We start from the raw sequence: 26,488 nt of genomic DNA, 5'->3' as shown, positions 1-26,488 counted from the left end.
GAGGCGTGCCTTTCCCCAAGGAGGCGAGATTTGGCGTGCCCGAAAAACGGACGAAAGCGGAATCGGGACCCCCGGCGATGAACCGCCGGCGGTTCCTGCGGATCGGCGGACTCGGCCTCGCCGGGGCCGCGGCCGGAGGGGGCCTCCTCACCGGCTGCGGGTCGGCGGGCGGCGCGGGGAAGTACCCGGAGCGCCCCATTCAGATGATCATCGCCTACGCGCCCGGCGGCGGGACCGACGTGGGCGCCCGGATCCTGCAGCCCTACCTGGAGGAGGAACTGGGCGGCGAGATCCAGATCGTCAACCGCCCCGGCGGCGGCGGTTGGGCCGGCTGGAACGAGATCGCCCGCGCCGATCCGAACGGCTACACGCTCGGGTTCATCAACTCCCCGAACTTCATGACCGGCTACCTCGACCCGCGGCTGGGCCGCCAGGACCTGGGACTCGACTCGTTCACCCCGATCGCCAACCAGGTCACCGACTACGGGGCCGTCGCGGTCCACCCCGACGACGACCGGTTCGACGACATCGGCGGGTTCATCCGCCACGCCACTGAGAACCCGCTGGTCGTCACGTCGACCGGGGTGGGCAGCGACGACCACTTCGCCTCCCTCGCCCTGAGCGACCGCTACGAGGCGAGGTTCGACGTCCTGCACAACGAGGGTTCCTCCGACAGCCTCTCCGACCTGCTCGGGCGCAACACCGACGCGGTCTTCGCCAACGTCGGCGAACTCATGTCCCACCACCAGGACGGCAAGGTCAGGGTGATCGCGGTGATGAAGGACGGCGAGCAGCGCTCCCCCTACCTGCCGGACGTGCCGACGCTGGCCGAGGCCGGCTTCGGCGGCGTCGAGTCGTGGTCCTCCCGGGGCATCGCGGGACCGGCGGGCCTGGACCCGACGGTCACCGAGAAGCTGAGCGCGGCCTGCCGCAGGGCGATCGACAACCCCGAGCACATCGAGCAGCTCGGCGCGCAGGGCCTGGAGGTCGACTACCGCGCGCCCGAGGAGTACGCCGAGATGCTCGAGGAGGACGACGCGTTCACCCGCCGCCTCGGCGAGAAGTACATCTGGGGCCCCGAAGGGCTCTGACCGCCGCGCCCGCCGCGCCCGCCGACGCACCGGACGACCCGAACGTCGGCCTCCCGCTGTCCCGCCCGGGACGGCCGGACCCGGGGACGCCGGTCCCCGATCCATCCGGCCACGATCCGCCGCCCGCTTCCGGCCCGCAGCCACGGGGCCGATGTGAGGAGCTGACCCAGCCATGTCGACCGAATCGACGACCCGGCCGCGCCCACTGCGGTCGCCCACCCCCGACACGATCCTCGGCCTGGTCCTGACGGCCATCGCCGCCTTCTTCCTCGTCTACACCTTCGAACTCTCGGCGCAGGCCGCGGCCTGGCCCCGCGCCGTGCTCGCGCTGCTCGCAGTGCTCGGCGTCGCGATCGCGGTGCGCGGGATCCGCTCGGGCTCCGCGCCCGCGGCCGGGGACGGCGCCGCGCCCGCGCGGGACGACGACGGCGCCGCACCGTCCGAGCAGGGCGAATGGGAGCGCGGCGTCCTGCGCCGCCCGGCGCTGACCCTGGGCGTCGTCGTGGTGTACGTGGGGCTGCTGGAGGTGATCGGCTTCCTGCCCGCGACGGCCCTGTACCTGCTCGGCCACCTCTGGTTCGGCGGGGTGCGCGACTGGCGGGTGTTCGCGGGCGTGGTGGTCGGCCTCATCGCCTTCATCCACCTGCTGTTCGCCTACGAGCTCAACGTCCCGCTGCCCACCGGTCTGCTGTTCGAGTAGGGGGCTGACATGGACTCGACACTGCTCATGGCCGCGCTGGCCAACCTCTTCACCCCCGAGGTCCTGTTCGCGATCGTCGCCGGGGTCGTCGGCGGCATCGTGATCGGCGCGCTCCCCGGCCTGAGCGGGACGATGGGGATCGCCCTGCTCGTGCCGATCACCTTCGGGATGGACCCGGTCGCCGGCATCTCGATGCTGGTGAGCATCTACGCCGCCGCCACCTACGGCGGCTCCGTCTCGGCCATCCTGATCAACACGCCGGGCACCCCGGCCGGTGCGGCCACCGCCCTCGACGGCTACCAGATGACCCGCCAGGGCAAGGGCGCGAAGGCCCTGGCCGTCTCGGCGATCGCGTCGATGATCGGCGGGCTGGTCAGCGCCTTCGCGCTGCTGCTGGTCGCCCCGCCCCTGGCCGAGATCTCCCTCGCCTTCTCCGCCTCCGAGTACTTCCTGATCGCGGTCTTCGGACTGCTGATCATCGGCAGCCTCTCGGCCGGCTCCCTGCTGAAGGGGTTCGCCGCCGGAACCCTCGGGCTGCTGACGGCGACGGTCGGGATCGACATCCTGACGGGATACCCGCGCTTCACCTTCGGGACGACGTCGCTGCAGTCGGGGATCGAGCTGGTGCCCGCACTGATCGGCCTGTTCTCGCTCTCCCAGGTGCTGGTGATCGCCGAGGGCCGGGACGGCGGCCCCTCCGCGATGGCCGAGGCCCTGCGGGGCCGGGCGCTGCCCACGCTGCGGGAGCTGAAGCGGATCGGCGGCACGGTCCTGCGCTCCTCCGGCATCGGCGTCTTCGTCGGCATCCTGCCGGGCGCCGGCGGCGACATCGGCTCGTGGGTCGGCTACAACGAGGCCAAGCGGTTCTCCCGCGGCGCCGACAAGGAGGAGTTCGGCAAGGGCTCGATCAAGGGCGTGGCCGCGGCGGAGAGCGCCAACAACGCGGTCACCGGCGGGGCGATGATCCCGCTGCTCACCCTGGGCATCCCGGGCGGCTCGGCGACGGCGGTGATCCTCGGCGGCCTCCTCATCCACGGGATGCAGCCCGGCGGCGGCCTGTTCACCGATCAGGCCGACATCACCTACGCGATCATGCTCGGCTTCCTGCTCGCCAACATCCTCATGGGCGTGATCGCGATCGCCGGGGCCAGGTACTTCGTGCACGCCACGCGGGTGCCGATGCGCGTCCTGGTGCCCGTCATCGTCGCGCTGTGCGTAGTGGGCACCTACGCGGTCAACAACAGCGTCGCCGACGTCTGGGTGATGCTGTTCTTCGGGGCCGCGGGATACCTGCTGCGCAAGGTCGGCGTGCCGCCGGCGCCGGTGGTCCTGGGGCTCATCCTCGGCGCCATCGCGGAGAAGGGGCTGCGCCAGTCGGTGGTGATGGCCCAGGGCGACGTGCTGGCCTACTACCTGTCCCGGCCGCTGTCCGTGGTGCTCATGGCCCTGATCCTGATCTCCCTGCTGACCCCGGTGCTGGCGCGGCGGCTGCGCCGGCGCATCCCCGAGTCCGAGGAGGTCAGGGCGTGAGGAACGTCCCCATGTGCCGGATCCGCCGGAACCTGCCTTCGGCGGCCCTGCCCGATCCGCGGGCGCGGGCCTACGACGAGGTGTCGGCGCTGCTGCGGCGGTGCGGCACGCCCGCCGGGGCGCGCGTGGCGATCACGGCGGGCAGCCGGGGGATCGACGGCGTCGTCGGCGTCCTGCGCGCGACCGTCCGGGCGGTGGCCGACGCCGGCGGCCACCCGTTCCTGTTCTCCGCGATGGGCAGCCACGGCGGCGGCACGCCGGAGGGGCAGCGCGACGTGCTCGCCGGCCTCGGCATCACCGAGGACGCGGTGGGCGCACCCGTGAGCTGCTCCGACCGGGTCGTGGAGCTCGGGGAGACCGGCGCCCCGCTGCCCGGCCTGCCCGTGTTCTTCGCCGAAGAGGCCGCGGCGGCCGACGCGGTCATCGCCGTCAACCGGATCAAGCCGCACACCTCGTTCCACGGCCCGCACGAGAGCGGCCTGCTGAAGATGCTGACGGTCGGCTCCGGCCGCGCGCGCGGCGCCGCCATGGTGCACCGGCTCGGCTGGTCGAACATGGTGGCGGCCATCGAGGCGATCGGCGCCGTGGTCCTGGACCGGCTCCCGGTCATCGGCGGGCTCGGGCTGGTCCAGGACCCCTACGAGCGCCTGGCCGCCGTCGAGGCGATGGCGGCCGACGACATCGCGGAGCGGGAGTCCCGACTCCTGGAAAGGGCGCGCGCGCTGCTGCCCCGCCTCCCGGTCGACGACCTCGACGCGCTCGTCGTCCGCGAGATGGGCAAGGCCTACAGCGGCTGCGGCATGGACACCAACGTGATCGGGCGGCTGCGCCTGGAGGGGATGCCCGAGCCCGAGCGGCCGCGCGTCCGCTGCCTCGGCGTCCTCGACCTGGCCGAGGACTCGCACGGCAACGCGACCGGGGTGGGGCTCGCCGACTTCACCACCGAGCGCCTGGTGCGCGCGATCGACCGATCGGCGACCTACCTGAACTGCCTGACCAGCGGCGGTCCGCAGCGGGCCGCCGTACCGATGGCGTTCCCCGACGACGCGGCCCTGCTGGACGCGATGGGGCAGATGCTGCGGCCGCAGCGGGAGGCCGACGTCCGCATGGCGGTCATCGACAACACCCTCAGCCTCGACTCCCTCTGGGTGTCGGAGGCGGTGCTGCCCGAGGTGGCCGCGGTGGAGGAGATCGAGGTCACGGACCGGCGCCCGGGCCCGGCCTTCGACGCGGCCGGAAGGCTGCTCCCGTGATGGGCGCACTCTCATCGATCTCGGACTTGAGTCGCGACCTCGGCCCCAGGGGGCCGGTGAGGTCCGCCCGAGGCCGCTTTCGGTACGGGCCGACACCGTGGTTCCGGTCTGGCACGCACGGTGGCGGCGTGGGTGGCGCGGCGCCGGGGCGATCCCTATGGGGGCCTGGCGGCCACGCGAGAGGATCGCCCAGTCACCGCGAATCCTCCTACGGCCGAGGTCGAAGACCCCTATGGCCAAGATTGAAATTCAGAGTGAGAAATCCAGGAAAGCGAGTGTGAGCATGTCGGTCGGACGGGAACGAGGAGCGGCCGCCGGGGCCGGGACTGCGGCGGCCGACGCACTGCCGGGTGTCGAGCCCGCCGGGCTGGAGGAGCTGGTCCGGCGGATCTTCGTCGCCGCGGGGCTGTCCGAGCAGGACGCCCGGGCGGTCGCCGGCCACCTCGTGCTGGCCGACCTCAGGGGCGTCGACTCCCACGGCGTCAGCCGGACCGCCATCTACGTCACCCGGCTCCGGCAGGGGCTGGTCAATCCCCGCCCCCGGCATCGGACGCTCACCGAGACCCCGGTGAGCGCGCTGCTGGACGCCGACAACGGCTCCGGGATCGTGGCGGCCGAGCAGGCGATGCGGGCCGCCGTCGGCAAGGCCGCGGAGACCGGGATCGGGATGGCGAGCGTGCGCAACTCCAACCACTGCGGGATGCTCGCCCACTACACCGGCATGGCCGCGCGGGAGGGGCTCATCGGCTTCGCGACCACCAGCGCCCCGCCCGCCATGGCCCCCTGGGGCGCCAAGGAGGCCTTCTTCGGGACCAACCCGCTCTCCTACGCGGTCCCCACGCCCGCCGGGCGCCCCGACATCGTCTTCGACATGGCGACCAGCCACGTCGCCAAGGGCAAGATCATTCTCGCCGGCAAGAACGGCGAGCGGATCCCGCTGGGCTGGGCGCTCGACTCCGAGGGCCGCCCGACGCACGACCCCGCCTCGGCGCTGCGGGGCACCATGCTGCCCCTGGGCGGGGCCAAGGGGTCCGGGCTGGCGCTGCTCGTGGACGTCCTGTCGTCGCTGCTCTCCGGCGCCCACCACGGCCCGCACATCCCGCCGCTCTACGACAACCCCGACCGCGCGCAGGGGATCGGGCACTTCTTCCTGGCGCTGCGGCCCGGCGTCTTCGTCCCGCCCGAGGAGTTCACCGCGCGGGTGGCCGGGCTGGCCGACGAGTTGAAGGCGCTGCCCGCGGCCGAGGGCCACGACCGGGTGTACCTGCCGGGCGAGCCGGAGGCCGAGCGCGAGGCGCTGCGCCGCGAGCACGGGATCCCGCTCTCCGCCGAGGTGCGCGCGGAGCTGCGCGAGGTCGCCTCGGGGCTCGGCGTCGCGCGCTCCAGCGTCGACGCGCTCGACGGCGCCCGCCCGCCGGGCGGTCCCGACCGCGGGAGCGCGTCCGACCGGGAGAGGGGGGCCGCGCGGTGAGCGACGCGATGAACGACACGGTGGACGACGCGGGCGGCGCGCTCGCACGGCTGCGCGAGCGGCTCGCCGGGGAGCACAGGGTCGTCGTGGCGTTCTCGGGCGGAGCGGACTCGGCCCTGCTCGCGTTCGCGGCGGCCGACGCGCTCGGACCCGGCGCGCTGGCCGTCACGGCCGTCTCCCCCAGCCTCGCCGCCGCGGAGCGCCGCGCGGCCCGGGAGTTCGCCGCCGAGCACCGGATCCGACACCTGGAGGTCTGCACCGACGAGGGGACCCGCCCGGAGTACGTCGCCAACGGCGGCGACCGGTGCTTCCACTGCAAGTCGGCGCTGTTCGACGCCGTGGGGCCGCTGGCCGGCCTGCTGGACGCCTCGGTGGCCGTGGGGACCAACCTCGACGACCTCGGCGACCACCGCCCGGGGCAGCGGGCGGCCGCGCTGCGCGGTGTCATCACCCCGCTGGCCGACGCCGGATTCACCAAGCGGATGGTCCGCGAAGCGAGCGCGCGCCTGGGCCTGCGGACGGCCGAGAAGCCGGCCGCGCCCTGCCTGGCCTCGCGCGTCGCCTACGGCGAGTCCGTCACGCCCGAGGTGCTGGCGCGGGTCGAGGCCGCCGAGGAGGCCGTGCGGGCGCTCGGCTTCGCCACCGTGCGGGTGCGCGCGCACTCCGGCGGGACCGTCGCGCGGATCGAGGTGCCCGACGCCGAGGCCGCGCGCGCCGTGGAGCTGCGCCACCGGATCGACCCGGCCGTGCGCTCCTGCGGCTTCACCTTCTGCTCCCTGGATCTGGCGGGCTTCGCGACCGGCCGGTTGAACGCCCTGCTCCCGCTGGTCGGGACCGGCCGGCCGACGGAGGGATGAGCGGATGGACCCGAACCGCAACGGACAGGCTCCCGGCCCCGGTCCCGGAGAAGGGTTCGTCGACCTGGGCTTCGCCCGCGTCGACACGCAGCGGGAGTCGCGGCAGGGCGTGGCGGAGTGCGTGTACGCGCCGGGCAAGCGGCCCGAGGAGGTCACCGCGATCGTGGCCGAGCTGCTCGCCCACGGCGAGGGGCCGGTCCTCGTCACGCGCGCCGATGAGGTGACCGCCCGCACGGTGCTGCGGGAGCACCCGCACGGCGACTACGACCCCGAAGCCCGGCTGCTGTCCTGGCGCCGGTCGGCGCGGCGGCCGTTCCGGCTGGCCGTGCTGACGGCGGGGACCTCCGACGGGCCGGTGGCGGCCGAGGCCGCCGCCGTGGCCCGCGCCGTCGGCCTGCGCGTCGACCTCCACCGCGACGTCGGGGTGGCCGGCCTGCACCGGCTCCTCGACTGCGTCGACCAGGTGGGCGAGCACGACGCGGTGATCGTGGTCGCGGGCATGGAGGGCGCGCTGGCCAGCGTCGTCGGCGGCCTCGTGGCCCAGCCGGTCATCGCCGTGCCGACGTCGACCGGCTACGGGGCCGGACTGGAGGGTGTCACGGCCCTGCTCGCCATGTTGAGCTCGTGCGCGGCCGGGCTCACCGTCGTCAACATCGACTCCGGGTTCGGCGCCGCGATGGCGGCGCACCGGCTGTGCGCGGCCATGGAGAGGAGCCGGCCGTGATCCTGTGGCTGCACCCCTTCGCCGGGATCTCGGGCGACATGCTGCTCGGCGCCCTGATCGACCTGGGCGCACCCGTCGCCGACGTCACCGCGTCGATCGAGGCCACGGGCCTGACCGGGTGGCGGTTGGAGGCGCGGCGCGTGCAGAAGGAGGGGATCGCCGCGACAAAGGCCGACGTGCGCGTCGAGGATGCGGCGACGTCCCGGCGGGCCGGGGAACTCATCGAGCGCGCCGAGCTGGCCCGGCCCGAACCCGTCGCCCGGATCGCCGCCGAGGCGATCGCGTCGATCGCGCGGGTGGAGGCGCGGCTGCACGGCGCCGAGCCCGAGGAGGTGCACCTGCACGAGATCGGCGGCCTCGACACCGTGGTCGACACCGTCGGGGTCGCGGCGGCGCTGCACCTGCTCGGCGTCGACGAGGTCGTCTCCGCGCCCCTCGTCCTGGGCCGGACCACGATCGGCACCGCGCACGGCCGGCTGCCCGCCCCGGCGCCGGCGACGCTGGCCCTGCTGCGCGGGGTGCCGGTGACGGGTGAGGAGATCGAGGCCGAGACCGTCACCCCGACCGGGGCGGCGCTCCTGGCGGCCACGGCCGCGGAGTACGGTCCGCCACCGCCGATGCTGCTGCACGGCACCGGGTACGGCGCGGGCGACCGGACACTCCCCGACCGGCCCAACGTCCTCCAGGCCACGCTCGGCGAGCGCATCGGCGCGGGGCACGCGGGGCACGGCCCGACCGCCGAGGAGCGGTACGTGGTTCTGGAGACCAATGTGGACGACGCCACCGGCGAGACGCTCGGCCACGTCGTCGAGCGCGCGCTGGAGGCCGGCGCGGCCGACGCGTGGGTGGCGCCCATCGTCATGAAGAAGGGCCGCCCCGCCCACACCGTGCACGTGCTGTGCCGACCGGAGCGGGTGCCCGAACTGGAGGCGCTGCTGCTGCGCGAGAGCGGCAGCCTGGGCGCGCGCCGCACGCCCACGGGCAGGGTCGCGCTCCCCAGGCGCACGACGACGGTCGTCCTCGACGGCTGCGAGATCCGCGTCAAGCACGGCCCGTGGCGCGCCAAACCCGAGCACGACGACGCCGTCAGGGCCGCGAAGGCGCTCGGCGTCCCGCTCCGCGAGGTCGCCGAGCGCGCGCTGCGGGCGCTGCCGCCCGAGCCCGGTCGGTGACCGGCCGGGCGAGACGGAACCGGCGAAGCCCCAGCCCCCGACACACGAACGAAGCACCGCGAGGCACCACCGGGAGGAGACCCGTGAAGATCAGCAACGACGCGCGCGGCGTGTACGCGATCGCGCCGACCCCGTTCCACGACGACGGCGCGGTCGACGAGAAGTCGCTCGACCGGCTCACCGACTTCTACCTGGAGTCGGGCGTCACCGGCATCACCGTGCTGGGCCAGCTCGGCGAGGCGCCCAAGCTGGAGCACTCCGAGGCGCTGGCCGTGGCCTCCAGGGTGATCTCCCGGGCCGGCGTGCCGGTCGTCGTGGGCGTCTCGGCGCCCGGCTTCGCCGCGATGCGCGCCCTGTCCGACGCCGTCATGGACGCCGGTGCCGCCGGCGTCATGATCGCGCCGCCCGCCTCGCTGCGGACCGACGACCAGATCATCGGCTACTACCGCAACGCGGCGAAGGCGATCGGCCCCGACGTGCCCTTCGTCATCCAGGACTACCCCCTGACCTTCTCGGTCGTGATGGCGCCGAAGGTGATCCGGGCGATCGTCGCCGAGAACCCCGGCTGCGTCATGCTCAAGCACGAGGACTGGCCCGGCCTGGAGAAGATCTCCGCGCTGCGCGGCTTCGAGGCCGACGGCTCCATGCGGCGGCTGTCCATCCTGTGCGGCAACGGCGGCCTGTTCCTGGACTTCGAGACCGAGCGCGGCGCCGACGGCGCCATGACCGGGTACTGCTTCCCCGACATGCTGGTCGAACTCGTCGAGCTGGCCGCCCGGGGCGAGCGGAACGCCGCGCACGACCTCTTCGACGCCCACCTCCCGCTGCTGCGCTACGAGCAGCAGCCGGGGGTGGGATTGGCGGTGCGCAAGTACGTCTTCATGCGCCGGGGCATCCTCGCCTCCGAGGCCCAGCGCGCCCCGGCGGGCTCGCTGTCCGCGGCCGCGCGCGGCGAGGTCGACCTGCTGCTCTCCCGCCTGGCCGCCAAGGACCCCCGCGCCCGCATGGACGGATAGCGGCGCTTCGCCATGGGCGCGCATCGACGTTCATGGCGTCCTCGCTCCGGGGCGTGAAACCTCGGCCCCAGACCGGAGCTCCGCGGTGACCAGGCGATCCTCTCGCGTGGCCGAAGACCCCCGAGGGATCGCCCCGGCGCCGCGCGACTCACGCCGACACCGTGCGCACCAGGACGCGACCGCGGTTTCGGCACGCGGTGAAAGCACGGGCCGCCGTGCCCACCCGCCCCGGCCGTCAAGCGCTTGAAACACCGACCACGGGAGGTCTGGACCGAAGGCGGCGGGACTGCTTCGCGCGCGGGTGGTCGATTTCTTTCAGGGACCTTCGGCCACGCGAGAGAACGGCCCACCCGCACGCCTGCTCCGGCCTGGAGTGGGCCTTAGAAACCCCCTGAGGCCGAGGTCTCGAGACCCCCGATGGCCAGGCCTCCTTCACCCCCACCTGGGGCGGAGCCGCTCCACGAGGCGCCGGGTCTCCGGGTCAGGGGCCAGGGCGAGCCGGTCGAGGGCCGCGGTGAGCCCCTGGACCGCGCGGTCGACGGCCCCGGGGTCGCCGGCCCGGTGTTCGAGGCGGACGAGGTCGCGGTGCAGGAGTTCAGCGGCCGGATCGTTCTCCAGCGCCGCGGTCAGGACCTCGCGGGCGGCGTCGAACTCGCCGCGGGCCGTGTGGCGGGTCGCGAGGACGTGGGCGACGTCGGCGACCGCGGCGGTGATCGCCGGTTTGAGCGGTTCGGCCCAGGCGTAGCGCTCGGGGGCCGCATCGGCGAACGGCGCGCCGCGAACCAGGTCGAGGGCCTGGTGGAGGGCCGCGGTACCGGCCGGACCGGCGTTGTCGACACCGTAGCGGGCGAGCGCCTGGAAGTCGGTCCAGTCGCAGCCGATGGTGTCGGCCAGGGCGTAGACGCCGCCGGTGAGGTTGGGGAAGTACGGGCGCTCGTCCCCGTCGCGGCCGAGCCACGAGCGCAGCCGGCTGAGGCCGGCGGCGCGGGTGGAGGCCGACCACGGCCCGCGCGGCCCGCCCAGGGTCCGGGAGATCTGGTCGGGGGTCCGGCCGGGCTTGAGCTTGAGCAGGCAGGCGAGCTCGACGAGGGCCCGGCGCTTGCCGGCTTCGAGCTTGCGGGTGTCGACGCCCGTGATGCCGATGGGGCCGAGGATGCGGATGCAGGGCGCGGCGGGGTCGGCGAGCGCGGGGAGCGGGGGAGCCGGTTCGCCGGGGTCGGTCCGCTCCTCCTCCGGGTCCGCCGGGTCGGCGGGGTCGTGCGGACGCTCCTCTTCGGCGTCGGCGTCGGCGCCGTCGGGCTCGGGCGGGACCGCCTCCCACCCCTCGGCCGGGGCGCTGCGGGTCCGGGCCGCGGCGCCGAGCACCGCGGCCACCTGGTCGCTCTGCTCGGCCGTCATGCGCTGCAGCAGGACGGTCCGTTCGGTCCCGGGCAGCGTCACCACCGCCTCGGGGGCCGCGTCGAGCGTCCAGTCGGTGGGCAGGTGCCGGTCGTCGCCCGCTGCGGCGACGATGCCGAGTGGCAGGTCGGGCGCTGCCGAGGCGATGTCGCGCAGGCGCCGCAGGTCCCCGCGGGCGATCGGCCGGGCGGAGAGGATGATCTCGGTCGGGCGCTCCTCCCCCTGCTCGGCGCCGTCGTGGAGGTCGCGGGCGAGGAGTTCGATCCGGTCCAGGCAGGCGCTGACGGTGCCGGTGTGGCGCAGCCGGTCGGGCCGGTCGGTGCGCAGGAGGGCGGGCAGTTCGTCGCCGAAGCCGACGGCGGTGACGCCGATGCGCCCGGCCCACGCCGATGCGGCGAGCTCCAGCGCCAGGGCGGTCAGCACTTCGCGGACGTGCTCCGGCGCACCGGTCAGGTTGACGGCGGCCGCCCGGGTGAGGTCGACGAACAGGTGCGCGCCCGCGGCGTCGCGGCCCAGGGTGACCAGGCCGGGGCAGGGGCCCGGCACGGCGGCGGCCTCCCCCCGCCCGAGGAGCGCCTCGTCGCCCGGGTCGAGCCGCCAGGTGCAGCCGTCCACCGCCTGGAACGGGGCCAGGGGCTCGGCCCCGGTCTCGTCCTCGTCCTCGGCGGCGAGCAGGAGCTCGCAGTCGCGCGGGGTGACGCGCGCGCCCAGCAGCGGGGGCAGCGGACGCCCGGTCCTCGCCGCCCGGGCGGCGAGGGAGCGCAGGGCCTGGTCGAGCAGGCCGACGCCCGCCGGGTCGGCGGCGTGGCGCATGGTCTCCTCCGCGGCGACGAGCGCGTCGTCGGTGGGCTGGACGATGCGGTGGCCGGGGCGGCGGCGCCGCTGCTGGAGCAGCCTCCGCGCGTCGAGGAGGCCCAGGAGCCCGACGGCGAGCGGCGCGCTGTAGCCGGCGACCTTCACGGCCGGAACGGCCTGGTCGGTCTTTTCCCCGGTCGGCTCGGTGCGCCTCCTCCTGTTCCCGCGGCGGTCGGGCGCCGCGTTCGCGCCCGTCCCCGCTGCGGCGGGGGACGCGGGGGCGGGAGCGCCGGCGCCGGTCCGCCGGGCGCCGTCGGGGGCGGGCGGTTCGGCCCCGTCCGGGTCGCCGTCCTCGTCGCCCTCCTCCGCCGGGTCGTCCTCGTCCCGGTCGTCGGTGGGCAGCAGCAGCGGCCAGCCCGGTTCGAGGAACTCCTCGCCGGTGAGGACCGTGCCGTCGGGCATCTCCCTGCCGACGTTGAGGTCGATGATCTCGGAGTAGCGGGCGCGGTCGCCGAGCTGCTCCTGGGCGATGCCGATGTAGGTGTCGTGCCGCCGGGTCGTGTAGGTCCCGGGGTCGTCGGCCGGCTCCCCCGCGTCGGCCGCGGCAGCGGGGGCGCCGGTGCGCGCTCCGGTCGCGGCGGCCTCGACCGGTGTCGCGGCCAGGATGGCCTCCGAGGCGGGGACGACGTCGGCCAGGCCGGCGCCCCTGCCGAGGCCGACCGCGACGGCGGGGACCAGCTTGGCCGCCGCGACCTGCCCCCACCGCAGCCCGGGGAGGCGCGGCGTGGGCCGGTTGCGCGCCTGCGCGGCGATCTCGGCGGCGACGCACGCGGTGAAGGCCGCCCAGGCCGCCCAGGCCGCGAGTACGGGGAGCAGCCGGACGAGGGCGCCGGCGTCCGGCGACGTCAGGGCCGCGGCCACGGCGTCCCCGGCCGGGACGCCCGCGGGCAGGAGCGGGCCGGTGAGGGCCGGAAGCGCCCAGGGAACGCCGATCAGGAGCGCGGCCAGTACGGACAGTGCCGCGCCTGCGCGCAGAAGGTCGCCCGCGCTTCGGCGCGCGCGCGGACGCTCGGGTGCTGTGGTCATGGCCATTCCTGGAAGGTGCCGGGGACGATGCGGACGGCCGCCCGCCGTGGGCGGCGGTCGGCCCGGATCACGGTGCTCTCCAGCGGAACGCGCCCACGGGGCCGCGGGGGGCGGGGTCCGCGGCCGTGGCCCCGGGCGGCCCCGGCGGGACGCACCCGCAGGGCCGGGTCCGGGCGCACGGGGGCGGCGGTGTCGGTGCGGCGTTCACGAGGTCTCCTCCTTGACGGGGCGGCTCTTTCAGGCGGCGAGCAGTCCGGCGACGGCCGGGTAGACCAGCAGCGCGGCGAAGCACAGGCCGAGTGCGGCGACGGGGACGGCCATGCGCTCGCTGGCCTTGTCGGCCCGGCCGCGCCGGTGGCTGAGGGCCTCGCCCCGCAGCCCGCGGGCCCTGGCGAGCAGGGCGTCGGCGACGGCGCCGCCGTCGGCCGAGGTCGCCATGATGTCGGCGCAGTCGGCGAGCTCGCCCACCTCCACCTGCTCGGCGAGGTCGCGCAGCCCCTCCCAGGCGGGGCGCCGCTGCAGCCGGGCGCGGTCCAGCGCGGAGCGGATGCGCCGAAACATCCAGGTGTCGGCGACCCGGGCCGCCTGGTTGAAGGCCTGCTGGGACGCCGGGCCCGCGCGGTACTCCAGCGCCACGAGCACCAGGTAGGCGTTGACCGCGTGCCGGAGCCGGGAGCGGGCGTCCTCCACCCTGGCGCGGGCGTCGACGTCGGGCAGCACGAATCCGGTGGCCCCGGCGGCCAGCACCGCCCCCGCGGTGACCGCGAACGGCACGGCGACGCCGAGCAGCGCGAGCAGGGCGACCGCCGCACTGGGCAGGAGCAGCCCGATCGAGGCCCAGACGAGCTTGCGCACACCGTGGGCGGCCGGGGTGCGCCCGAGGAGTTCGAGGTCCCGGTGGGGCAGCCGCGTCAGGGCCGCGGCCCGGTCGCCGTCGAAGCGCGGCATCCGCGCGGCCAGCCGCGACCACGCCCGCCGTTCGCCCCGGTCCTCCTCCGCGGTGCGGCCGTGCTGCCGGGAGGCCCGGTCGGTGTCGAGCGCGGCGCGCAGGTCGGGGCGCTTGGGGGCCAGGGCGACGAGGACGCAGGTGATCCCGGCTCCCGCGCCCAGCCCGGCGAGGGTCATCATGGGCAGGCTCACCGGAGCACCGCCGTCGCGTCCGACTGCGGGACGGGCGCGTCGAAGAGCCGGGGCTCGGGGGGCGTGGCGGTGATGCGCCGCATCCACACCAGCGCCCCGGCGGACGCGCACAGGACCACGGCCAGGACGAGCTGCCCGGACGCGGTCGCGTAGGGCTCCATGTAGCCGCCGGTCATGGCGAGCACCGCGAAGGCGCCGAAGGCGACCACGGTGACGGCCCGGACCCTGGACCTGGGGCGCGCCCGCTCGGCCTCGACGGCGCGCAGGGCCGCGACCTCTTCGGCGACCCATTCGGCGAGTTGCCCGAGCGCCTCGGCCACGCCCGGCCCGCGCCGCCGGTGGGCCAGCAGCAACTGGGCGACGACCTGGTCGCCGGTGAACCCGGCGAGCTCGTCGGCCAGGGCGCGCAGCGCGACCGGGGTCGTCTGCCCCTGGCGCAGCCGCGCGGCGAGGCGCTGCAGCTCCGGCCGGATCGGGGCCGGAACACCGGCGGCGCCGGCTTCGAGTGCCTGCTCCAGGGTGGCGCCCGCGGTGAGGCGGCCGGCCAGGCCGCGCACCCACTCCTCGATCGCCGCGAGGCGGTCGACGCGTTCGCGCGCCTCGCGCTCCCCGCCGAGCAGGAACGGCAGGCCCAGCACGGCGAGCGGCAGCGCGGGGAGCAGGACCGGCCAGCCCGTCACCATCCAGGCGAGCGCCCCGGCGAGGACGCCCGCGAGGGCACCGACCGTGATCCGCGACGGGCGCGCGCTGCGCCGGTCCGGTGCGGGCCCGGCCGGATCGCCGGCCTCGCCCGGCCGCGGCGGCGCGGTGACCTGGCCCAGGCAACCGACGATGACCAGGCCGATCCCTCCGGCGACCCCGATGCCGATCACCGCGGCGACGGTCTCGGGGGTCATGACGACGCCGCCGGGCTCACCCGCGCGGCGGGGGCGCTCTTCCACTGGTCGTTGCCCGGCCGCAGCCATTTGGGGGGCAGTCCGGCCCGCACCAGGTCGCCCTCCAGCGGGCCCGGGTCGCCGGTGGCCACCGCCCGGCCCTCGTCATCGGGCAGGTACACCTCGGTGATCGCCGGACGCCCGTCCGCGCCCGGCTCCAGCGCGACGACCTCGCGCACGAACCGGTGCCGGCAGCCGCCGGCGCGCCAGGTGTCGTCGACCAGGTGGACGTGCACGATGAGGTCGACGGCGTCGGCGATGACCCGGTAGGCGATGTCGGGGGCGAGACCGTGCCGCCCGCACAGCGCGACGAGGCGCTCGACGGCGCCGCGGGCGGAGTGGGCGTGCATGGTCGCCATGGACCCGCCGTCGCCGGTGGTCATCGCGTCGAGCATCGGCAGCGCCTCGGGGCCGCGGACCTCGCCGACGATGATGCGGCTCAGGTTCATCCTGAGGCTGTCGCGGATGATCCGGTCCAGGCCGATCTCGCCCGCCGGCCTGCCGTCGGGGCCGAGCTCCGAGCCGCCCTCGCGGGCCTGCATCGCCACGACGTGGGGGTGCAGGCCGAGCCGGTCGAGGTGGAGCTCGTACTCCTGCTCGATCGAGGCGAAGCGCTGGTCCGCGGGGATCTCCGTGGCCATGGCGCGGACCAGCGTGGTCTTGCCGGAGTTCTGCGGGCCGGTGACCAGGATGTTCTTGCGGGCGCGGACCGCTGCGGCCAGGACGTGGCGCAGGCCGGTGGACAGCGTGGCCCTGCCGACCAGGTCGCCGAGGGTCATCCCGGTGAGGCGGTGGCGGCGGAGCACGACGTGCGGGCGGCGGGTGGTCTCGATCATCGCCGCCAGCCGGCTGCCGTCGGCCAGCTCCAGGTGCAGGCTCGGCCTCGCCGTCGAGAGGCTTCGGCCCGACTGGGAGGCGAGGAACCGCAGTTCCGCGACCAGGTCCTCGTCGCTGTCGGCCACCGGCTCGGCGCGGGCGACCTCGCCCGAGGCCATCCGCAGCCACACCTCGTCGTAGCCGTTGATCTCGACGTTCTCCACGTCCTCCGTGAGCAGCGGCTGCAGCCGCCCCAGCCCGAACAGGGCGTCCCAGAGCCGGGTCCGCAACCGCTGCTCCTGGGCGAGCGTGGGCGCGGGCTCGCCGGCGCTCACCCGCCGGTTGCCCCATTCCTGCACCTCCTCGGCGATGAACTCCCGCCCGAGGTGGCGCCGGTACTCCTCGTCGGCGTGCCGGCCGCCCAGCTCGCCGGTGAGGCGCTCGACCACCGCCGCGCGCAGGTGGCGCACGTCCTCCCAGCTGACCGCGGCCTCACCGTCGTCGTTCGCCGAGGCCTCCCGGCGGGTGCGGAATTCAAAGACCGACATGTGCGACCTCCTGTTCCTCTTCCTCATGGGGACCGACCGCTTCGGCGCGCCGCGCGGCGGCGTCCCGCTCCTCCTCCGCCGGCTCCGGACCGCGGGCCCGCAGCGCCTCGGCGGCCGAGCGGGCGCTGCGGACGAACTGGGACCGGTGGAAGCCGCGCGGCACGTGCGTCCGCTCGGTGAGCACCCGGGCCGCGGCGGGGTCGTGGGGCAGCGTGGCGACCACGTCGATGCCGGTGCGGCGGATCTCCGCCGCCGAGTAGGACCCCTCGGTGATCACCAGCCCGGCCAGCGCATCGGGCCGCCCGTCCGCCTGTTCGAGGCGGCCGCGCACATGGTCGGCCCAGGGCTTGGCGACCGTGATCGAGGTCAGCGTGGAGCGGAACACCAGCACCACGAGGTCGGCGGCCTCGACCAGCCGCCACGGCATGTGCGGGTGGTCGAGGCGCCCGCAGTCCACGACGACGTCCACCGGCGTCGACCAGATCGGGTTCCTGACCCAGAACTGCGAGGCCGCCTCCAGCAGCGGGTCCCACATCGGGGCCAGACTCGCCCCCTGGAACGGGCTGGGCAGCCCGGGGAGCACGAGGTGCGTCGTCTCGGGCGGGTCCAGGGACAGGCACTGCCGGGCGATGTCCACGGCGGTGATCCCGTGCCGGACCGTCCTGGCCAGTTGCAGGAGGTTGCGCTGCCCGACGTCGACGCCCTGCAGGAAGCCCGACTGCAGGTCGCCGCCCGCAGGGTCCGCCTCGATCATCAGCACCGGGCGGGGCCAGGTCATCGACATCGCCAGCGTCGAGGTCGTGGCCCCCGGCGCGCCCTTCGCCGTCACCATGCAGATGAGCATCAGTCCTCCACCGCTGCGGCCGGGTTGATGACCAGGGCGATGTCGCCGCCGGCGGCCAGGGCCGCCAGTTCGGCGCCGTCGGTCGCGGCCGTCTCGACGTCGACCACCCGGACGCCTTCGGCGCCGGGCGCTCCCACCTGCACGATTCGGCCGGTGATCGTGGGCGGCGGGGAGTCCGGGTCGCCGTCGCCGTCGCCGGACGTGGCGACGATGTCCACCAGGTCGCCGGAGTGCAGCCCGCGGGCCGGCACCTGGCCCGGCCGCAGCGGCATCGCGACGAGTTGGGAGTCGCGGGCCGGGACCACGTCGGACCGGGTGTTCGCCGGAACCAGGAGCTGTCCCTCCTGCAGGTCCGCCGACACCCGCTGACCGACCACCCGCGACAGGTTCTCGGCGGGGACCGAATCCACCGCCGGGTCCAGCGCCACCTGCGCCCTGACCAGGTCCCGGGCGGCCAGCTCCTGCCCGTAGGACACGTCCCTGGCCACGACCAGCACCTCCGTCCGGTCATCGGCCGCGAGGTAGAGCGCCGACGCGGCCGCGCCGGAGACCGCGGTCAGCACCACCCCGGCGAGCACCACCCAGGGGCGGCGCCGCGAACGGAGCGACTGCACCGCGGGCATCGCCTCGATCTCGTCATCGACGGCGCGGATGTCCGTCTCGTCCAAATCCGTCTTAACCGACACGAAAACCTGCCTTTTCTCAGTGGATGAACGCAGATTTCACCGTTCGCGCGCACTCCTCCTCAGGATGTTGCTCGGGACGTCGGAGGACCTGCCGGCGAGGGCGGCCGGAGCGGCGGGGACCGGCGCGGCCGGGGACGGGGAGACGGCGGCCGCGCGCCGGCGCCCGGGGGCGCCGCCATGAGGCGGAAAGAGCCGAGAAAAGCCAGGTGAGAACCGTCGCGAGCTGAAATCGAACGCTCTCGCCGATCCGAGTGAAACCGCACTGCGCACCCCCAGACGTCGAGTCCGCCAAAGCAAAAACGAATTCCGCTAAGTGATCGCATCGTAACGCTTCGTAACGATGACCCAAAGGATATGCAGTGGTGATTTACTTTTTAATCTCTGCATCTGGCGGCCGCTTTTTCATGGCATCCGACCGCCAATAAAAGCTTATGCGCACGACGTGCGGCAGCACGGCCCTTGCCCGGATATGCACGGTTTGGCCGCCCGCCGGCGACCGGGGGCCGCGCATGCAAACCGGCCTAAATCATGCTGCCCGAAATCCCCGACGATAACGCTGAGTGAGGGGAGTGGAAACAATGGAGATGCCCGGCAATGCGGGACGGGAAAAGCATTTCCGGCGATCCGCCGCGCCACCGGGGCTTTCGGAAGCCGGGCGCGGTTCCGCCGATCTCGGCCTTATGGGCGATGAAACCGCGCTTTCCGGGGCCACAAGGTCGAGATCGGCGCAGAAGGGACGCGCGGGTCGTTTCAGAGTTCGCGCGCCCCGTCACCCTCGGCCGGGACCGACGGCCAGATGCCCGCCGGGATGGTCTCGTAGGACGGCCACTCCACCGTGGCCCCGTCGGAGTCCCGGCGCACGGCGTAGCGGTAGCCGCCGTCGGGGCCGGCCTGGGCGTCGACCACACTGCCCGCCCCTCGGGCGAAGACCCGGTGGTCCTGCTCGGTGATGTGGTGGACCCGCGTCTGCGGGGAGTACGGGTGCGTCGGCACCGAATAGGACATGTGGACCCCTCTCTCTCGCCCACGCCATCGCCGTGGTGATCGTCGGCCCCTCGTCGACCGCGGCGCGACGGCGCCACCGGGGGCCGGTTCCCCGCTACCCCACGAAGCCCCCGATAACATTACAAATCGGAAAAGACGTCACGCGCCTCCCTGAACGCGTGCGTCGACCCCGGTCACGGAGGTAGGGGCCCCGGCCCCGCGCCCCGGTGCCCGCGGCCCGCGGCGATCCGGAGCGCGGGGCGTCGCCGTTCCGGCCGGGTTGTCTACCATCGTGGGCATGGCGGTCTCCGACCATCCCCGCATGAGCGACGTCGCCGAGCGCGCGGGAGTCTCCCTGTCGACGGTGTCGCGCGCCCTGCGCGGCGCCACCGGCGTCGCCCCGTCCGTCCGCGAGAACGTGGAGCGCGCAGCGGCCGAGCTGGGCTACGTGGTCTCCCGCGGCGCGTCGGGCCTGGTCACCGGGCGCACCGGCCGGATCGCGGTGCTCGTCCCGTTCCTGCAGCCCTGGTTCTTCGGCGTCGCGCTCGCCGGCATGAGCACCGAGATGCGCTCCAGCGGGCGCGACATGCTCGTCTACCAGGTGGGCGACGTCACCGAGCTCAACGCCTACATCCGTTCCCTGCCTCTGCGCAGCAACGTCGACGCCGTCATCGCGGTGGCGCTGGACCTCGAGGAGGGCGAGGCCGCGCGGTTCGACGAGATCGGCGTGCCCGTCGTCTTCTGCAGCCAGCGCGTCAAGGACCGGGCCAGCGTGTTCATCGACAACACCGAGGCCGCGGCCGACGCCGCGCGGCACCTGCTCAACCTGGGGCACGCGCGGATCGCCTACATCCAGTCCAGCGACGAGACCGGCTTCTCGTGGGCCTCCCACGACCGGTTGAGAGGCTACGAGGCGGCCATGGCCGAGGCCGGAGCCGCCCCGCTCGTCGTCACCGAACGGCCGGGCCACGAGGGCGGCGCACTGGGGATGGGGCGGCTGCTGTCGATGGCCGACCCCCCCACCGCGGTGTTCGCCGAATCCGACGACGTCGCCATGGGAGCGCTTCAGGTCGTGCGGCGCTCCCGGCTGGAGGTGCCCGACGTCGTGTCGGTGATGGGGTTCGACGACAGCGACATGGCGGCCCTGGCCGACCTCACGACCGTCGCCCAGCCGGTCTTCGACATGGGCGTCCAGGCCGCGCGGCTGGCCGCCGAGACCATCGACGCCTCCGAGCCGTGCAGCGAGCACGTCCGGTTGGACACCCGGCTGGTCGTCCGCCGCTCGACGGCCGTCCCCAGGCCGACCCGGAGCCTGACGGGCCGGTGACGTCCCGGGCGCGCTCCGCCGTCGCGGCGGGGACGCGCCCGGCTCATCAGGGCCGCGGGCCCGGACTCACCTGGGCCAGGCGAAGGCCTCTCCGACGGTGGCGGCGAGGTGCAGGTAGGAGTCGCGGGTCTCGGGGTTGAGCTGGTCGAGGTCGACCTCGGCCCCCTCCTCCAGGTGGGAGTCCCACGGCACGCGCACCACCGAGCGGCAGCGGGAGTTGAAATGCTCCTCCAGCCGGTCCAGGTCCACCGTGCTCTTGCCCACCCGGACCATGGACAGCACCACCACAGCGCCGCGCACCAGGTAGCCGTACTCGTGGGCCTCCAGCCAGTCCAGGGTCGCGCTGGCGCTGCGCGCGCCGTCGACCGAGGCGGTGGAGACCAGCACGATCTGGTCGGCCAGCCCCAGCACGCCGCGCATCGCCGAGTGCAGCAGGCCGGTGCCGCAGTCGGTCAGGCAGATGGAGTAGAAGTGCTCCAGGATCCGCGACACCTCGCGGTAGTCGGCCTCGGAGAACGCCTCGGAGACGGCGGGGTCGCGGTCGGAGGCCAGGATCTCCAACCGTGAGGCCGCCTGGGAGGTGAACCCGCGGATGTCGGCGTAGCGCTGGATCAGCTCCTTCTCGTTGAGCAGGTCCCGGATCGTGGCCGCGGTCTCCAGCCGCACCTTGTCCGACAGCGTGCCGCGGTCGGGGTTGGCGTCCACCGCCAGCACCCGGTCGCCGCGCAGGCTGGCCAGCGTGGAGCCCAGCGCGACGGTCGTGGTGGTCTTGCCCACCCCGCCCTTCAGCGACAGCACCGCAACCCGGTGGTGACCGCCCGCCACGTGCGTGCGCGCCCGCGCCACCAGCTCGCGCCGGCGCAGCTCCGCGGGCGCCTCGCCCGGGTGAACCAGTCCCATCGTCGCCGAGTGCACCAGCTTGCGCCATCCCGACGACGGCGGCGTGCGGCGGCCGCGCACCAGCGTCTCGGCCTTCAGCGACTCCGCTGTCTGCCCGACCTCCTGGCGGGGATCGTACCCGCCCTGCTCCGGGCGGCCGTGGCCGGCGGGGGCGTACCCGGCGGCCGGGAACGGGTCGCCGCCGGTCCGCGGCGGGGCCGGGGGGAACGGCGGCTGCGGCCGCTGCGGTCCGGGGCCGGGCGGGTACTGCGGGCCCGAGGCGGGCTCCCGGTAGTGCGGTCCGGGCGGGTACTGCGGGCCCGAAGCGGGCTCCCGGTAGTGCGGACCGGGAGCCGGCTGCGGGGCCGACGGGTACTCGTACCGTGGGCCGGGCGGGTGGTGCGGACCGGGCGGGTACTGCGGACCCGACGGCTCGCGGCCGTGCGTCCGCCCCTGGTCATCCGCTGACGGAGCCCTGGGGACGCGGTAGGGCGAGCCCTCGGGGAGGTCCAGCGGGGGCAGCGGCTCGGGCTCGGGCAGGTCGTCGTCGACCGGAGGCTCCTGGACCGGCGGAGGCTGCGCCGGTGGCGCGGGCGGCGGCGCCGGCCGCGGTCCGGGGTCGTGGGCGGAGGGCGGCTCGTTCCACTCCTCGGGCCCGGACTCCGGCGGAGCCGGGGGCGGCGGGGGCATCGGCGCGAGCGGCGGAGGCCGATGGTCGGAGAACGCCGGCGGGTAGCCCGCGGACGGTGCGGACCCGTGCGGCTGGGCATAGGGCGGCGGGGGCGGGATCGGCGTGTCCCCGAAGTCGTCGCCGAACCACTGGTCCGCGGGCGAGGACACCGGACCGTTCTCCTCCCGCTCGGGCTCGTCGGGCTGATCGGGCCGGTCCGGCCGACCGTGTTGGCCATAGGAGTCCCCGCCGTGTCCGTTCTCGGTCACCGCCGCGTCGCGATCGTGCTCCTGACGCAGCGAACGCGCGCCGGGGTGCTCCGAACCGTCGTGCTCTCCATATGTCACCGCGGTTCTCCTCAAGGCGCATCAGTGACCAACAACATCAACAGGCCGGGCTCCGGTCAACAGGGGAAAGACGTATCCATGCCGGACATCCCAGCCTCCTGACTTCCTTCACCCGAGTCAACAACGATAAAACTACCGTTCAAGAAAATAGGCGCCACGGCCATGCGCCGTTCGCCGTCCCGCACGCCGCGCCCGCGAGGACCGCCCGCCGCCTGGGTAGCGTCATGTCCATGCGAGCGATTGTCATCAACGAACCCGGCGGCCCCGACGCACTCACCTGGACCGAGGTGCCCGACCTCGAACCCGGTCCGGACGAGGTGCTGGTCGAGGTGGCCGCCACAGCCGTCAACAGGGCCGACGTCAACCAGCGGCAGGGCGACTACCCGCCTCCCCCCGGCGCCTCGCAGTACCCCGGCCTGGAGTGCTCCGGCCGGATCGTCTCCCTCGGCCCGGGAGGCAGGGACCACGCGTGGAACGTGGGCGACGAGGTGTGCGCGCTGCTCAGCGGCGGCGGGTACGCCGAGCGCGTGGTGGTCCCCGTCGGCCAGCTCCTGCCGGTGCCCAAGGGCGTCGAGCTGGTCGAGGCCGCGGCGCTGCCCGAGGTGGCGTGCACGGTGTGGTCCAACGTCTTCATGGTCGGGCGGCTGCGGCCCGAGGAGACCCTGCTGGTGCACGGCGGCGGCAGCGGCATCGGCACCTTCGCGATCCAGCTCGCGCACGCCCGCGGCGCCCGCGTGCTCACCACGGCCGGCAGCCCGGACAAGCTGCAGCGATGCGGGGAGCTCGGCGCCGACGTGGGCATCAACTACCGCGAGGAGGACTTCGCCGCGCGGGTCAAGGAGGAGACCGGGGGCGCCGGGGTCGACGTCATCCTGGACATCATGGGCGGCTCCTACCTCGACGCCAACCTCCGGTCGCTGGCCGTCAACGGCAGATTGACCGTCATCGGCCTCATGGGCGGGCGCAAGGCCGAGCTGGACCTCGGCAGAATGTTGGTCAAGCGCCTGTCCGTACACGCGACGACGCTGCGCTCCCGGCCGGTGGAGGAGAAGGCCGCGATCGTCTCGGAGGTCACCGAGCACGTGTGGCCCCTGGTCGAGGAGGGAACCCTCCGCCCCATCGTGGACCGGACGCTGCCCCTGCCGCAGGCGGCCGAGGCACACCGCATCATGGAATCGAGTGCGCACGTCGGAAAGATCGTGCTCACCAACTGACAGGCACCGGCCCCGCCGCGCGACGCCCCCAGGGACGCGCGCGGCGGGGCCGGGAACCCGCAGATCCACATCCCGAAGCCGCTAGGTGACATTCTTGATGAGCAACGGATTCAACGAAGAAGAGCAGCACCCGCACATCCTCGTCGTCGGGCCCGGCGGTTCGGCCGGGGCCTCCGGCGATGCGGCGGAGGCCGCCGACGGCGACGAGGAGCAGGGGCAGGAGGAGCGCCCCGTGACCGAGATGGTGGAGCAGCCGGCGAAGGTCATGCGCATCGGCAGCATGATCCGCCAGCTTCTCGACGAGGTGAAGGCCGCGCCGCTGGACGAGGCCAGCCGCGCGCGCCTCAAGGAGATCCACTCCAGCTCCATCAAGGAGCTGGAGGACGGCCTGGCCCCGGAGCTCGTCAGCGAGCTGGAGCGGCTCTCTCTGCCGTTCACCGAGGGCGAGACCCCCAGCGACGCCGAGCTCCGGATCGCCCAGGCCCAGTTGGTCGGCTGGCTGGAGGGCCTGTTCCACGGCATCCAGACCACCCTGTTCGCCCAGCAGATGGCCGCCAGGGCGCAGTTGGAGAACATGCGCAAGGCCCTCCCGGCCGGCATGCCGCAGGCCCAGGAGGGCGAGGGCCCCGGCCAGCACCTGCCCGGTCCCGGCTCCGGGCCGTACCTGTAGGCGGTGCGGCGGGGCGGGACGGGCACCGGCGTGCCCGCCGCCCGCCCCGCGTTGGATCGGTCACCGGCGGGGTCAGAGCAGGTCGAGGTTGATGACGCCGATATTGAGGCCGAGACCGACCAGCGACGACTCTCCGGCGCTGCTGACGATGCTGGAGGATTCGGCGCCGCCGGGGCCGACGCTGCTGGAGCGCTCCTCGTAGGAGGCGGCCGAGGCCATGGCCGGGGCGGCCAGGGCGACGGCCGGGGCGGCGAGCAGGACGGTGGCGATACGGCGGGTCGTCATGGGGGCGTCCTTTCGGTGGCGTGCGAGGTCGTGCGCCTTCGCACCGTGGTCGGCACGAAGGCGGCCCGGCGGGGATGCCCCCGCCGGGCCGTCGTCATTGCGGGGCGGCCGTTAGAGGATGCCGCCCAGCCCCAGGCCTCCCAGCAGGCCCTCGTCGCCGGAACCGCCGGCGTTGCTGCTGGTGGAGGAGGAGCCGGCGCCGTCAGGGCCCGCCCACTGGTGCGACTCCTCGTAAGAGGCGCCACCGCCGCCGGTACCGCCGGAGGAGGCGCTGACGCTGTGGGAGCTCGCGCCGTCGGGGCCGGCCATGTTCCCCGACTGCTCGAAGGAGTCGGCCATGGCCAGGCCCGGAGCGGCCAGGGCGATGGCCGGGGCGATGGCTCCGACGGTGGCGATGCGACGCACGTTCATGGTTGTTCCCTTTCTGTCGATCCCACCGAGGGGGTGGGGGTTTCCAGTTCGGGCTCACCCGCCGCATCGTTTTGCGGAACGGTGCTGCGGGCTTGGTCTCTGGCTGCCCGAGCACAGAAGCGAAATAACAGGGAGCGAATGTGTCATAACGCATCCAAACCATTCGGCGAATCGCACCGAATCGGAACGTCTCACCGTCAAGCCGGACCAGCGCGACGAAAAGTCGACAAAGATGTCCTTTCCCAGGTCAGCGGCTTTTCAAATACGGAAACGCCCGGCCTCCGCGCACTGCTGGGCGCGGGGACCGGGCGTCGGTGGCGCGAATTACTTCTTGTCGACCGGCTCCAGGACGTCGCGGCCGACGAAGGGGCGCAGGGCCTCGGGGACGATGACGGACCCGTCCTCCTGCTGGTGGTTCTCCAGGATGGCGACGATCCAGCGCGTGGTCGCCAGGGTGCCGTTGAGGGTGGCGGCGAAGCGCGGCCTGCCCTCGCCGTCGCGGTAGCGGATGTTGAGGCGGCGGGCCTGGAAATCGGTGCAGTTGGAGGTCGAGGTCAGCTCGCGGTAGCGGCCCTGCGTGGGGATCCACGCCTCGCAGTCGTACTTGCGCGCGGCGCTGGTGCCGAGGTCGCCGCCCGCGATGTCGACCACGCGGTAGGGCAGCTCCAGGTCGTCGAGCATCCGCCGCTCCCACGCCAGCAGCCGCAGGTGCTCCTCGTGCGCCTGCTCGGGGTGGGTGTAGACGAACATCTCGACCTTGTTGAACTGGTGCACCCGGATGATGCCGCGGGTGTCCTTGCCGTAGGAGCCGGCCTCCCTGCGGAAGCAGGACGACCAGCCGATGTAGCGGTTGGGCAGCGCGTCGGCCGGCAGGATCTCGCCGGCGTGGTAGCCGGCCAGCGGCACCTCGGAGGTGCCCACGAGGTACAGGTCGTCGGCCGGCAGGTGGTAGACCTCGGCGGAGTGCTCGCCGAGGAAGCCGGTGCCCTCCATCGTCTCGGACTTGACCAGCACCGGCGGGACCATCGGCGTGAAGCCGTCGGCCACGGCCCGCTGCATGGCCATGGTGAGCAGGCCGAGCTCCAGCATGGCGCCCACACCGGTGAGGAAGTAGAAGCGCGCGCCCGAGACCTTGGCGCCGCGGTCCATGTCGATGGCGCCGAGCATCTCGCCCAGCTCCAGGTGGTCGCGCGGGGCGAAGTCGAACGCGCGGGGTGTCCCGCTCTCCTCGACGACCGTGAAGTCGTCGACCCCGCCCTCGGGCGCGCCCTCCTCGACGAGGTTGGGCACGGAGGCGAGCAGCGAGTCGAGCTCGCCGGCCAGCCGCTCGGCCTCGGCCTCGGCCTCCTTGACGTTGGCCGCCAGGCTCTTCGCCCGGACCAGGAGCTCCTCGCGCTCCTCGGGAGAGGCCTTGGACACCGACTTGCCGACGGTCTTCTGTTCGGCGCGCAGCGATTCGAAGCGCGTCAGCGCGGCGCGGCGGCGAGAGTCGAGGTCGAGCAGCCGGTCGACGACGGACTCGTCCTCGCCGCGGGCCCGCTGCGAAACACGAAGGCGGTCAGGGTCATCCCGTAGAGCACGCAGGTCGATCACGTGAGCAGGTTACCGGGGATACCGCACGGCCACACACCGCTTTACC

23 protein-coding genes are annotated in these 26,488 nt (G+C 74.2%); 12 read left to right on the top strand and 11 right to left on the bottom strand.

Going from position 1 to position 26,488, the window contains the following annotated elements; all coding sequences use genetic code 11:
- Window positions 1–77 precede the first annotated feature (77 nt).
- The 9 genes from HDA32_RS29525 (at window position 78) to HDA32_RS29485 (ending at window position 9,814) form a co-directional block, all read left to right on the top strand.
- On the top strand, window positions 78–1,091 hold the full coding sequence (locus HDA32_RS29525) for a tripartite tricarboxylate transporter substrate binding protein (RefSeq protein ID WP_179646255.1): 1,014 nt from the start codon (window positions 78–80) through the stop codon (window positions 1,089–1,091).
- Between the two features lie 172 nt (window positions 1,092–1,263).
- Entirely contained in the window at window positions 1,264–1,791 is a 528-nt protein-coding gene (locus tag HDA32_RS29520; RefSeq protein ID WP_179646254.1) for a tripartite tricarboxylate transporter TctB family protein, read from the top strand.
- 9 nt (window positions 1,792–1,800) lie between these two features.
- On the top strand, window positions 1,801–3,321 hold the full coding sequence (locus HDA32_RS29515; RefSeq protein ID WP_179646253.1) for a tripartite tricarboxylate transporter permease: 1,521 nt from the start codon (window positions 1,801–1,803) through the stop codon (window positions 3,319–3,321).
- Complete coding sequence (locus HDA32_RS29510; RefSeq protein ID WP_179646252.1) at window positions 3,318–4,574, top strand: nickel pincer cofactor-dependent isomerase, group 22; 1,257 nt, start codon at window positions 3,318–3,320, stop codon at window positions 4,572–4,574. Before HDA32_RS29515 ends, HDA32_RS29510 begins: the two co-directional genes overlap by 4 nt.
- A 283-nt stretch (window positions 4,575–4,857) precedes the next feature.
- Window positions 4,858–6,045 carry an Ldh family oxidoreductase gene (locus HDA32_RS29505; RefSeq protein ID WP_246335349.1) on the top strand — a complete coding sequence of 396 codons (1,188 nt, stop codon included), beginning with the start codon at window positions 4,858–4,860 and terminating at the stop codon, window positions 6,043–6,045.
- The gene (larE, locus tag HDA32_RS29500; RefSeq protein WP_218882650.1) at window positions 6,042–6,902 is read left to right on the top strand and encodes an ATP-dependent sacrificial sulfur transferase LarE; all 861 of its coding nucleotides are present in this window, start codon (window positions 6,042–6,044) and stop codon (window positions 6,900–6,902) included. Before HDA32_RS29505 ends, larE begins: the two co-directional genes overlap by 4 nt.
- A 4-nt stretch (window positions 6,903–6,906) precedes the next feature.
- Complete coding sequence (gene larB / locus HDA32_RS29495) at window positions 6,907–7,626, top strand: nickel pincer cofactor biosynthesis protein LarB (protein WP_179646250.1); 720 nt, start codon at window positions 6,907–6,909, stop codon at window positions 7,624–7,626.
- Entirely contained in the window at window positions 7,623–8,798 is a 1,176-nt protein-coding gene (gene larC / locus HDA32_RS29490; RefSeq protein WP_179646249.1) for a nickel pincer cofactor biosynthesis protein LarC, read from the top strand. Before larB ends, larC begins: the two co-directional genes overlap by 4 nt.
- Before the next feature lie 83 nt (window positions 8,799–8,881).
- Window positions 8,882–9,814: a dihydrodipicolinate synthase family protein gene (locus HDA32_RS29485; protein WP_179646248.1), complete on the top strand. Its 933-nt coding sequence runs from the start codon at window positions 8,882–8,884 to the stop codon at window positions 9,812–9,814.
- Between the two features lie 432 nt (window positions 9,815–10,246).
- Here HDA32_RS29485 and HDA32_RS29480 read toward each other — a convergent pair whose 3' ends face one another.
- From HDA32_RS29480 to HDA32_RS29450, 7 genes are all read right to left on the bottom strand, one after another.
- Window positions 10,247–13,093 carry a bacterial transcriptional activator domain-containing protein gene (locus HDA32_RS29480; protein ID WP_179646247.1) on the bottom strand — a complete coding sequence of 949 codons (2,847 nt, stop codon included), beginning with the start codon at window positions 13,091–13,093 and terminating at the stop codon, window positions 10,247–10,249.
- Window positions 13,094–13,330: 237 nt separating this feature from the next.
- Window positions 13,331–14,233: a hypothetical protein gene (locus HDA32_RS29475; RefSeq protein WP_179646246.1), complete on the bottom strand. Its 903-nt coding sequence runs from the start codon at window positions 14,231–14,233 to the stop codon at window positions 13,331–13,333.
- Window positions 14,230–15,129, bottom strand: coding sequence for a type II secretion system F family protein (locus HDA32_RS29470; protein ID WP_246334538.1), 900 nt, complete (start codon window positions 15,127–15,129; stop codon window positions 14,230–14,232). The genes HDA32_RS29475 and HDA32_RS29470 overlap by 4 nt, the downstream gene beginning before the upstream one ends.
- Complete coding sequence (locus HDA32_RS29465; RefSeq protein WP_218882649.1) at window positions 15,126–16,532, bottom strand: TadA family conjugal transfer-associated ATPase; 1,407 nt, start codon at window positions 16,530–16,532, stop codon at window positions 15,126–15,128. The genes HDA32_RS29470 and HDA32_RS29465 overlap by 4 nt, the downstream gene beginning before the upstream one ends.
- Window positions 16,519–17,376 (bottom strand): CpaE/TadZ family protein, encoded by an 858-nt coding sequence (locus HDA32_RS29460; RefSeq protein WP_179646245.1) that lies wholly within the window; start codon window positions 17,374–17,376, stop codon window positions 16,519–16,521. The genes HDA32_RS29465 and HDA32_RS29460 overlap by 14 nt, the downstream gene beginning before the upstream one ends.
- A complete protein-coding gene (locus tag HDA32_RS29455) occupies window positions 17,376–18,062 on the bottom strand; it encodes an SAF domain-containing protein (protein ID WP_179646244.1) in 687 nt (228 codons plus the stop codon). The genes HDA32_RS29460 and HDA32_RS29455 overlap by 1 nt, the downstream gene beginning before the upstream one ends.
- 750 nt (window positions 18,063–18,812) lie before the next feature.
- Window positions 18,813–19,067: a hypothetical protein gene (locus HDA32_RS29450; RefSeq protein ID WP_179646243.1), complete on the bottom strand. Its 255-nt coding sequence runs from the start codon at window positions 19,065–19,067 to the stop codon at window positions 18,813–18,815.
- A 277-nt stretch (window positions 19,068–19,344) separates the two neighbouring features.
- Between HDA32_RS29450 and HDA32_RS29445 the strand changes: the two genes are divergently transcribed.
- Complete coding sequence (locus HDA32_RS29445; RefSeq protein WP_246334537.1) at window positions 19,345–20,373, top strand: LacI family DNA-binding transcriptional regulator; 1,029 nt, start codon at window positions 19,345–19,347, stop codon at window positions 20,371–20,373.
- 66 nt (window positions 20,374–20,439) lie between these two features.
- On the opposite strand, the gene HDA32_RS29440 is transcribed toward HDA32_RS29445, so the two are convergent.
- On the bottom strand, window positions 20,440–22,269 hold the full coding sequence (locus HDA32_RS29440) for a MinD/ParA family ATP-binding protein (protein WP_179646242.1): 1,830 nt from the start codon (window positions 22,267–22,269) through the stop codon (window positions 20,440–20,442).
- 230 nt (window positions 22,270–22,499) lie between these two features.
- On the opposite strand from HDA32_RS29440, the gene HDA32_RS29435 reads away from it, so the two are divergent.
- Window positions 22,500–23,483, top strand: coding sequence for an NAD(P)H-quinone oxidoreductase (locus HDA32_RS29435; protein WP_179646241.1), 984 nt, complete (start codon window positions 22,500–22,502; stop codon window positions 23,481–23,483).
- Between the two features lie 97 nt (window positions 23,484–23,580).
- A complete protein-coding gene (locus HDA32_RS29430; RefSeq protein WP_179646240.1) occupies window positions 23,581–24,153 on the top strand; it encodes a bacterial proteasome activator family protein in 573 nt (190 codons plus the stop codon).
- 72 nt (window positions 24,154–24,225) lie between these two features.
- Here the strand turns inward: HDA32_RS29430 and HDA32_RS29425 are convergent, their stop codons facing one another.
- The 3 genes from HDA32_RS29425 to serS form a co-directional block, all read right to left on the bottom strand.
- A complete protein-coding gene (locus HDA32_RS29425) occupies window positions 24,226–24,438 on the bottom strand; it encodes a hypothetical protein (protein WP_179646239.1) in 213 nt (70 codons plus the stop codon).
- A gap of 111 nt (window positions 24,439–24,549) precedes the next feature.
- Window positions 24,550–24,849, bottom strand: coding sequence for a hypothetical protein (locus HDA32_RS29420; RefSeq protein WP_179646238.1), 300 nt, complete (start codon window positions 24,847–24,849; stop codon window positions 24,550–24,552).
- 324 nt (window positions 24,850–25,173) lie between these two features.
- Window positions 25,174–26,442, bottom strand: coding sequence for a serine--tRNA ligase (gene serS / locus HDA32_RS29415; protein WP_179646237.1), 1,269 nt, complete (start codon window positions 26,440–26,442; stop codon window positions 25,174–25,176).
- Between the last annotated feature and the right edge of the window lie 46 nt (window positions 26,443–26,488).

This window comes from Spinactinospora alkalitolerans, from assembly GCF_013408795.1.
Lineage (GTDB): Bacteria > Actinomycetota > Actinomycetes > Streptosporangiales > Streptosporangiaceae > Spinactinospora > Spinactinospora alkalitolerans.
The sequence above is the reverse complement of the archived record's forward strand: the minus strand, read 5'-3'. Positions and strand labels throughout refer to the sequence as shown.

Bases quoted from the DNA above. Each gene is read 5' to 3' on its own strand.
- HDA32_RS29525 (WP_179646255.1), top strand. From the start codon at position 78: ATGAACCGCCGGCGGTTCCTGCGGATCGGCGGACTCGGCCTCGCCGGG.
- HDA32_RS29520 (WP_179646254.1), top strand. From the start codon at position 1,264: ATGTCGACCGAATCGACGACCCGGCCGCGCCCACTGCGGTCGCCCACC.
- HDA32_RS29515 (WP_179646253.1), top strand. From the start codon at position 1,801: ATGGACTCGACACTGCTCATGGCCGCGCTGGCCAACCTCTTCACCCCC.
- HDA32_RS29505 (WP_246335349.1), top strand. From the start codon at position 4,858: ATGTCGGTCGGACGGGAACGAGGAGCGGCCGCCGGGGCCGGGACTGCG.
- larB (WP_179646250.1), top strand. From the start codon at position 6,907: ATGGACCCGAACCGCAACGGACAGGCTCCCGGCCCCGGTCCCGGAGAA.
- HDA32_RS29480 (WP_179646247.1), bottom strand. From the start codon at position 13,093: ATGACCACAGCACCCGAGCGTCCGCGCGCGCGCCGAAGCGCGGGCGAC.
- HDA32_RS29470 (WP_246334538.1), bottom strand. From the start codon at position 15,129: ATGACCCCCGAGACCGTCGCCGCGGTGATCGGCATCGGGGTCGCCGGA.
- HDA32_RS29465 (WP_218882649.1), bottom strand. From the start codon at position 16,532: ATGTCGGTCTTTGAATTCCGCACCCGCCGGGAGGCCTCGGCGAACGAC.
- HDA32_RS29460 (WP_179646245.1), bottom strand. From the start codon at position 17,376: ATGCTCATCTGCATGGTGACGGCGAAGGGCGCGCCGGGGGCCACGACC.
- HDA32_RS29450 (WP_179646243.1), bottom strand. From the start codon at position 19,067: ATGTCCTATTCGGTGCCGACGCACCCGTACTCCCCGCAGACGCGGGTC.
- HDA32_RS29445 (WP_246334537.1), top strand. From the start codon at position 19,345: ATGGCGGTCTCCGACCATCCCCGCATGAGCGACGTCGCCGAGCGCGCG.
- HDA32_RS29435 (WP_179646241.1), top strand. From the start codon at position 22,500: ATGCGAGCGATTGTCATCAACGAACCCGGCGGCCCCGACGCACTCACC.
- HDA32_RS29430 (WP_179646240.1), top strand. From the start codon at position 23,581: ATGAGCAACGGATTCAACGAAGAAGAGCAGCACCCGCACATCCTCGTC.
- HDA32_RS29425 (WP_179646239.1), bottom strand. From the start codon at position 24,438: ATGACGACCCGCCGTATCGCCACCGTCCTGCTCGCCGCCCCGGCCGTC.
- HDA32_RS29420 (WP_179646238.1), bottom strand. From the start codon at position 24,849: ATGAACGTGCGTCGCATCGCCACCGTCGGAGCCATCGCCCCGGCCATC.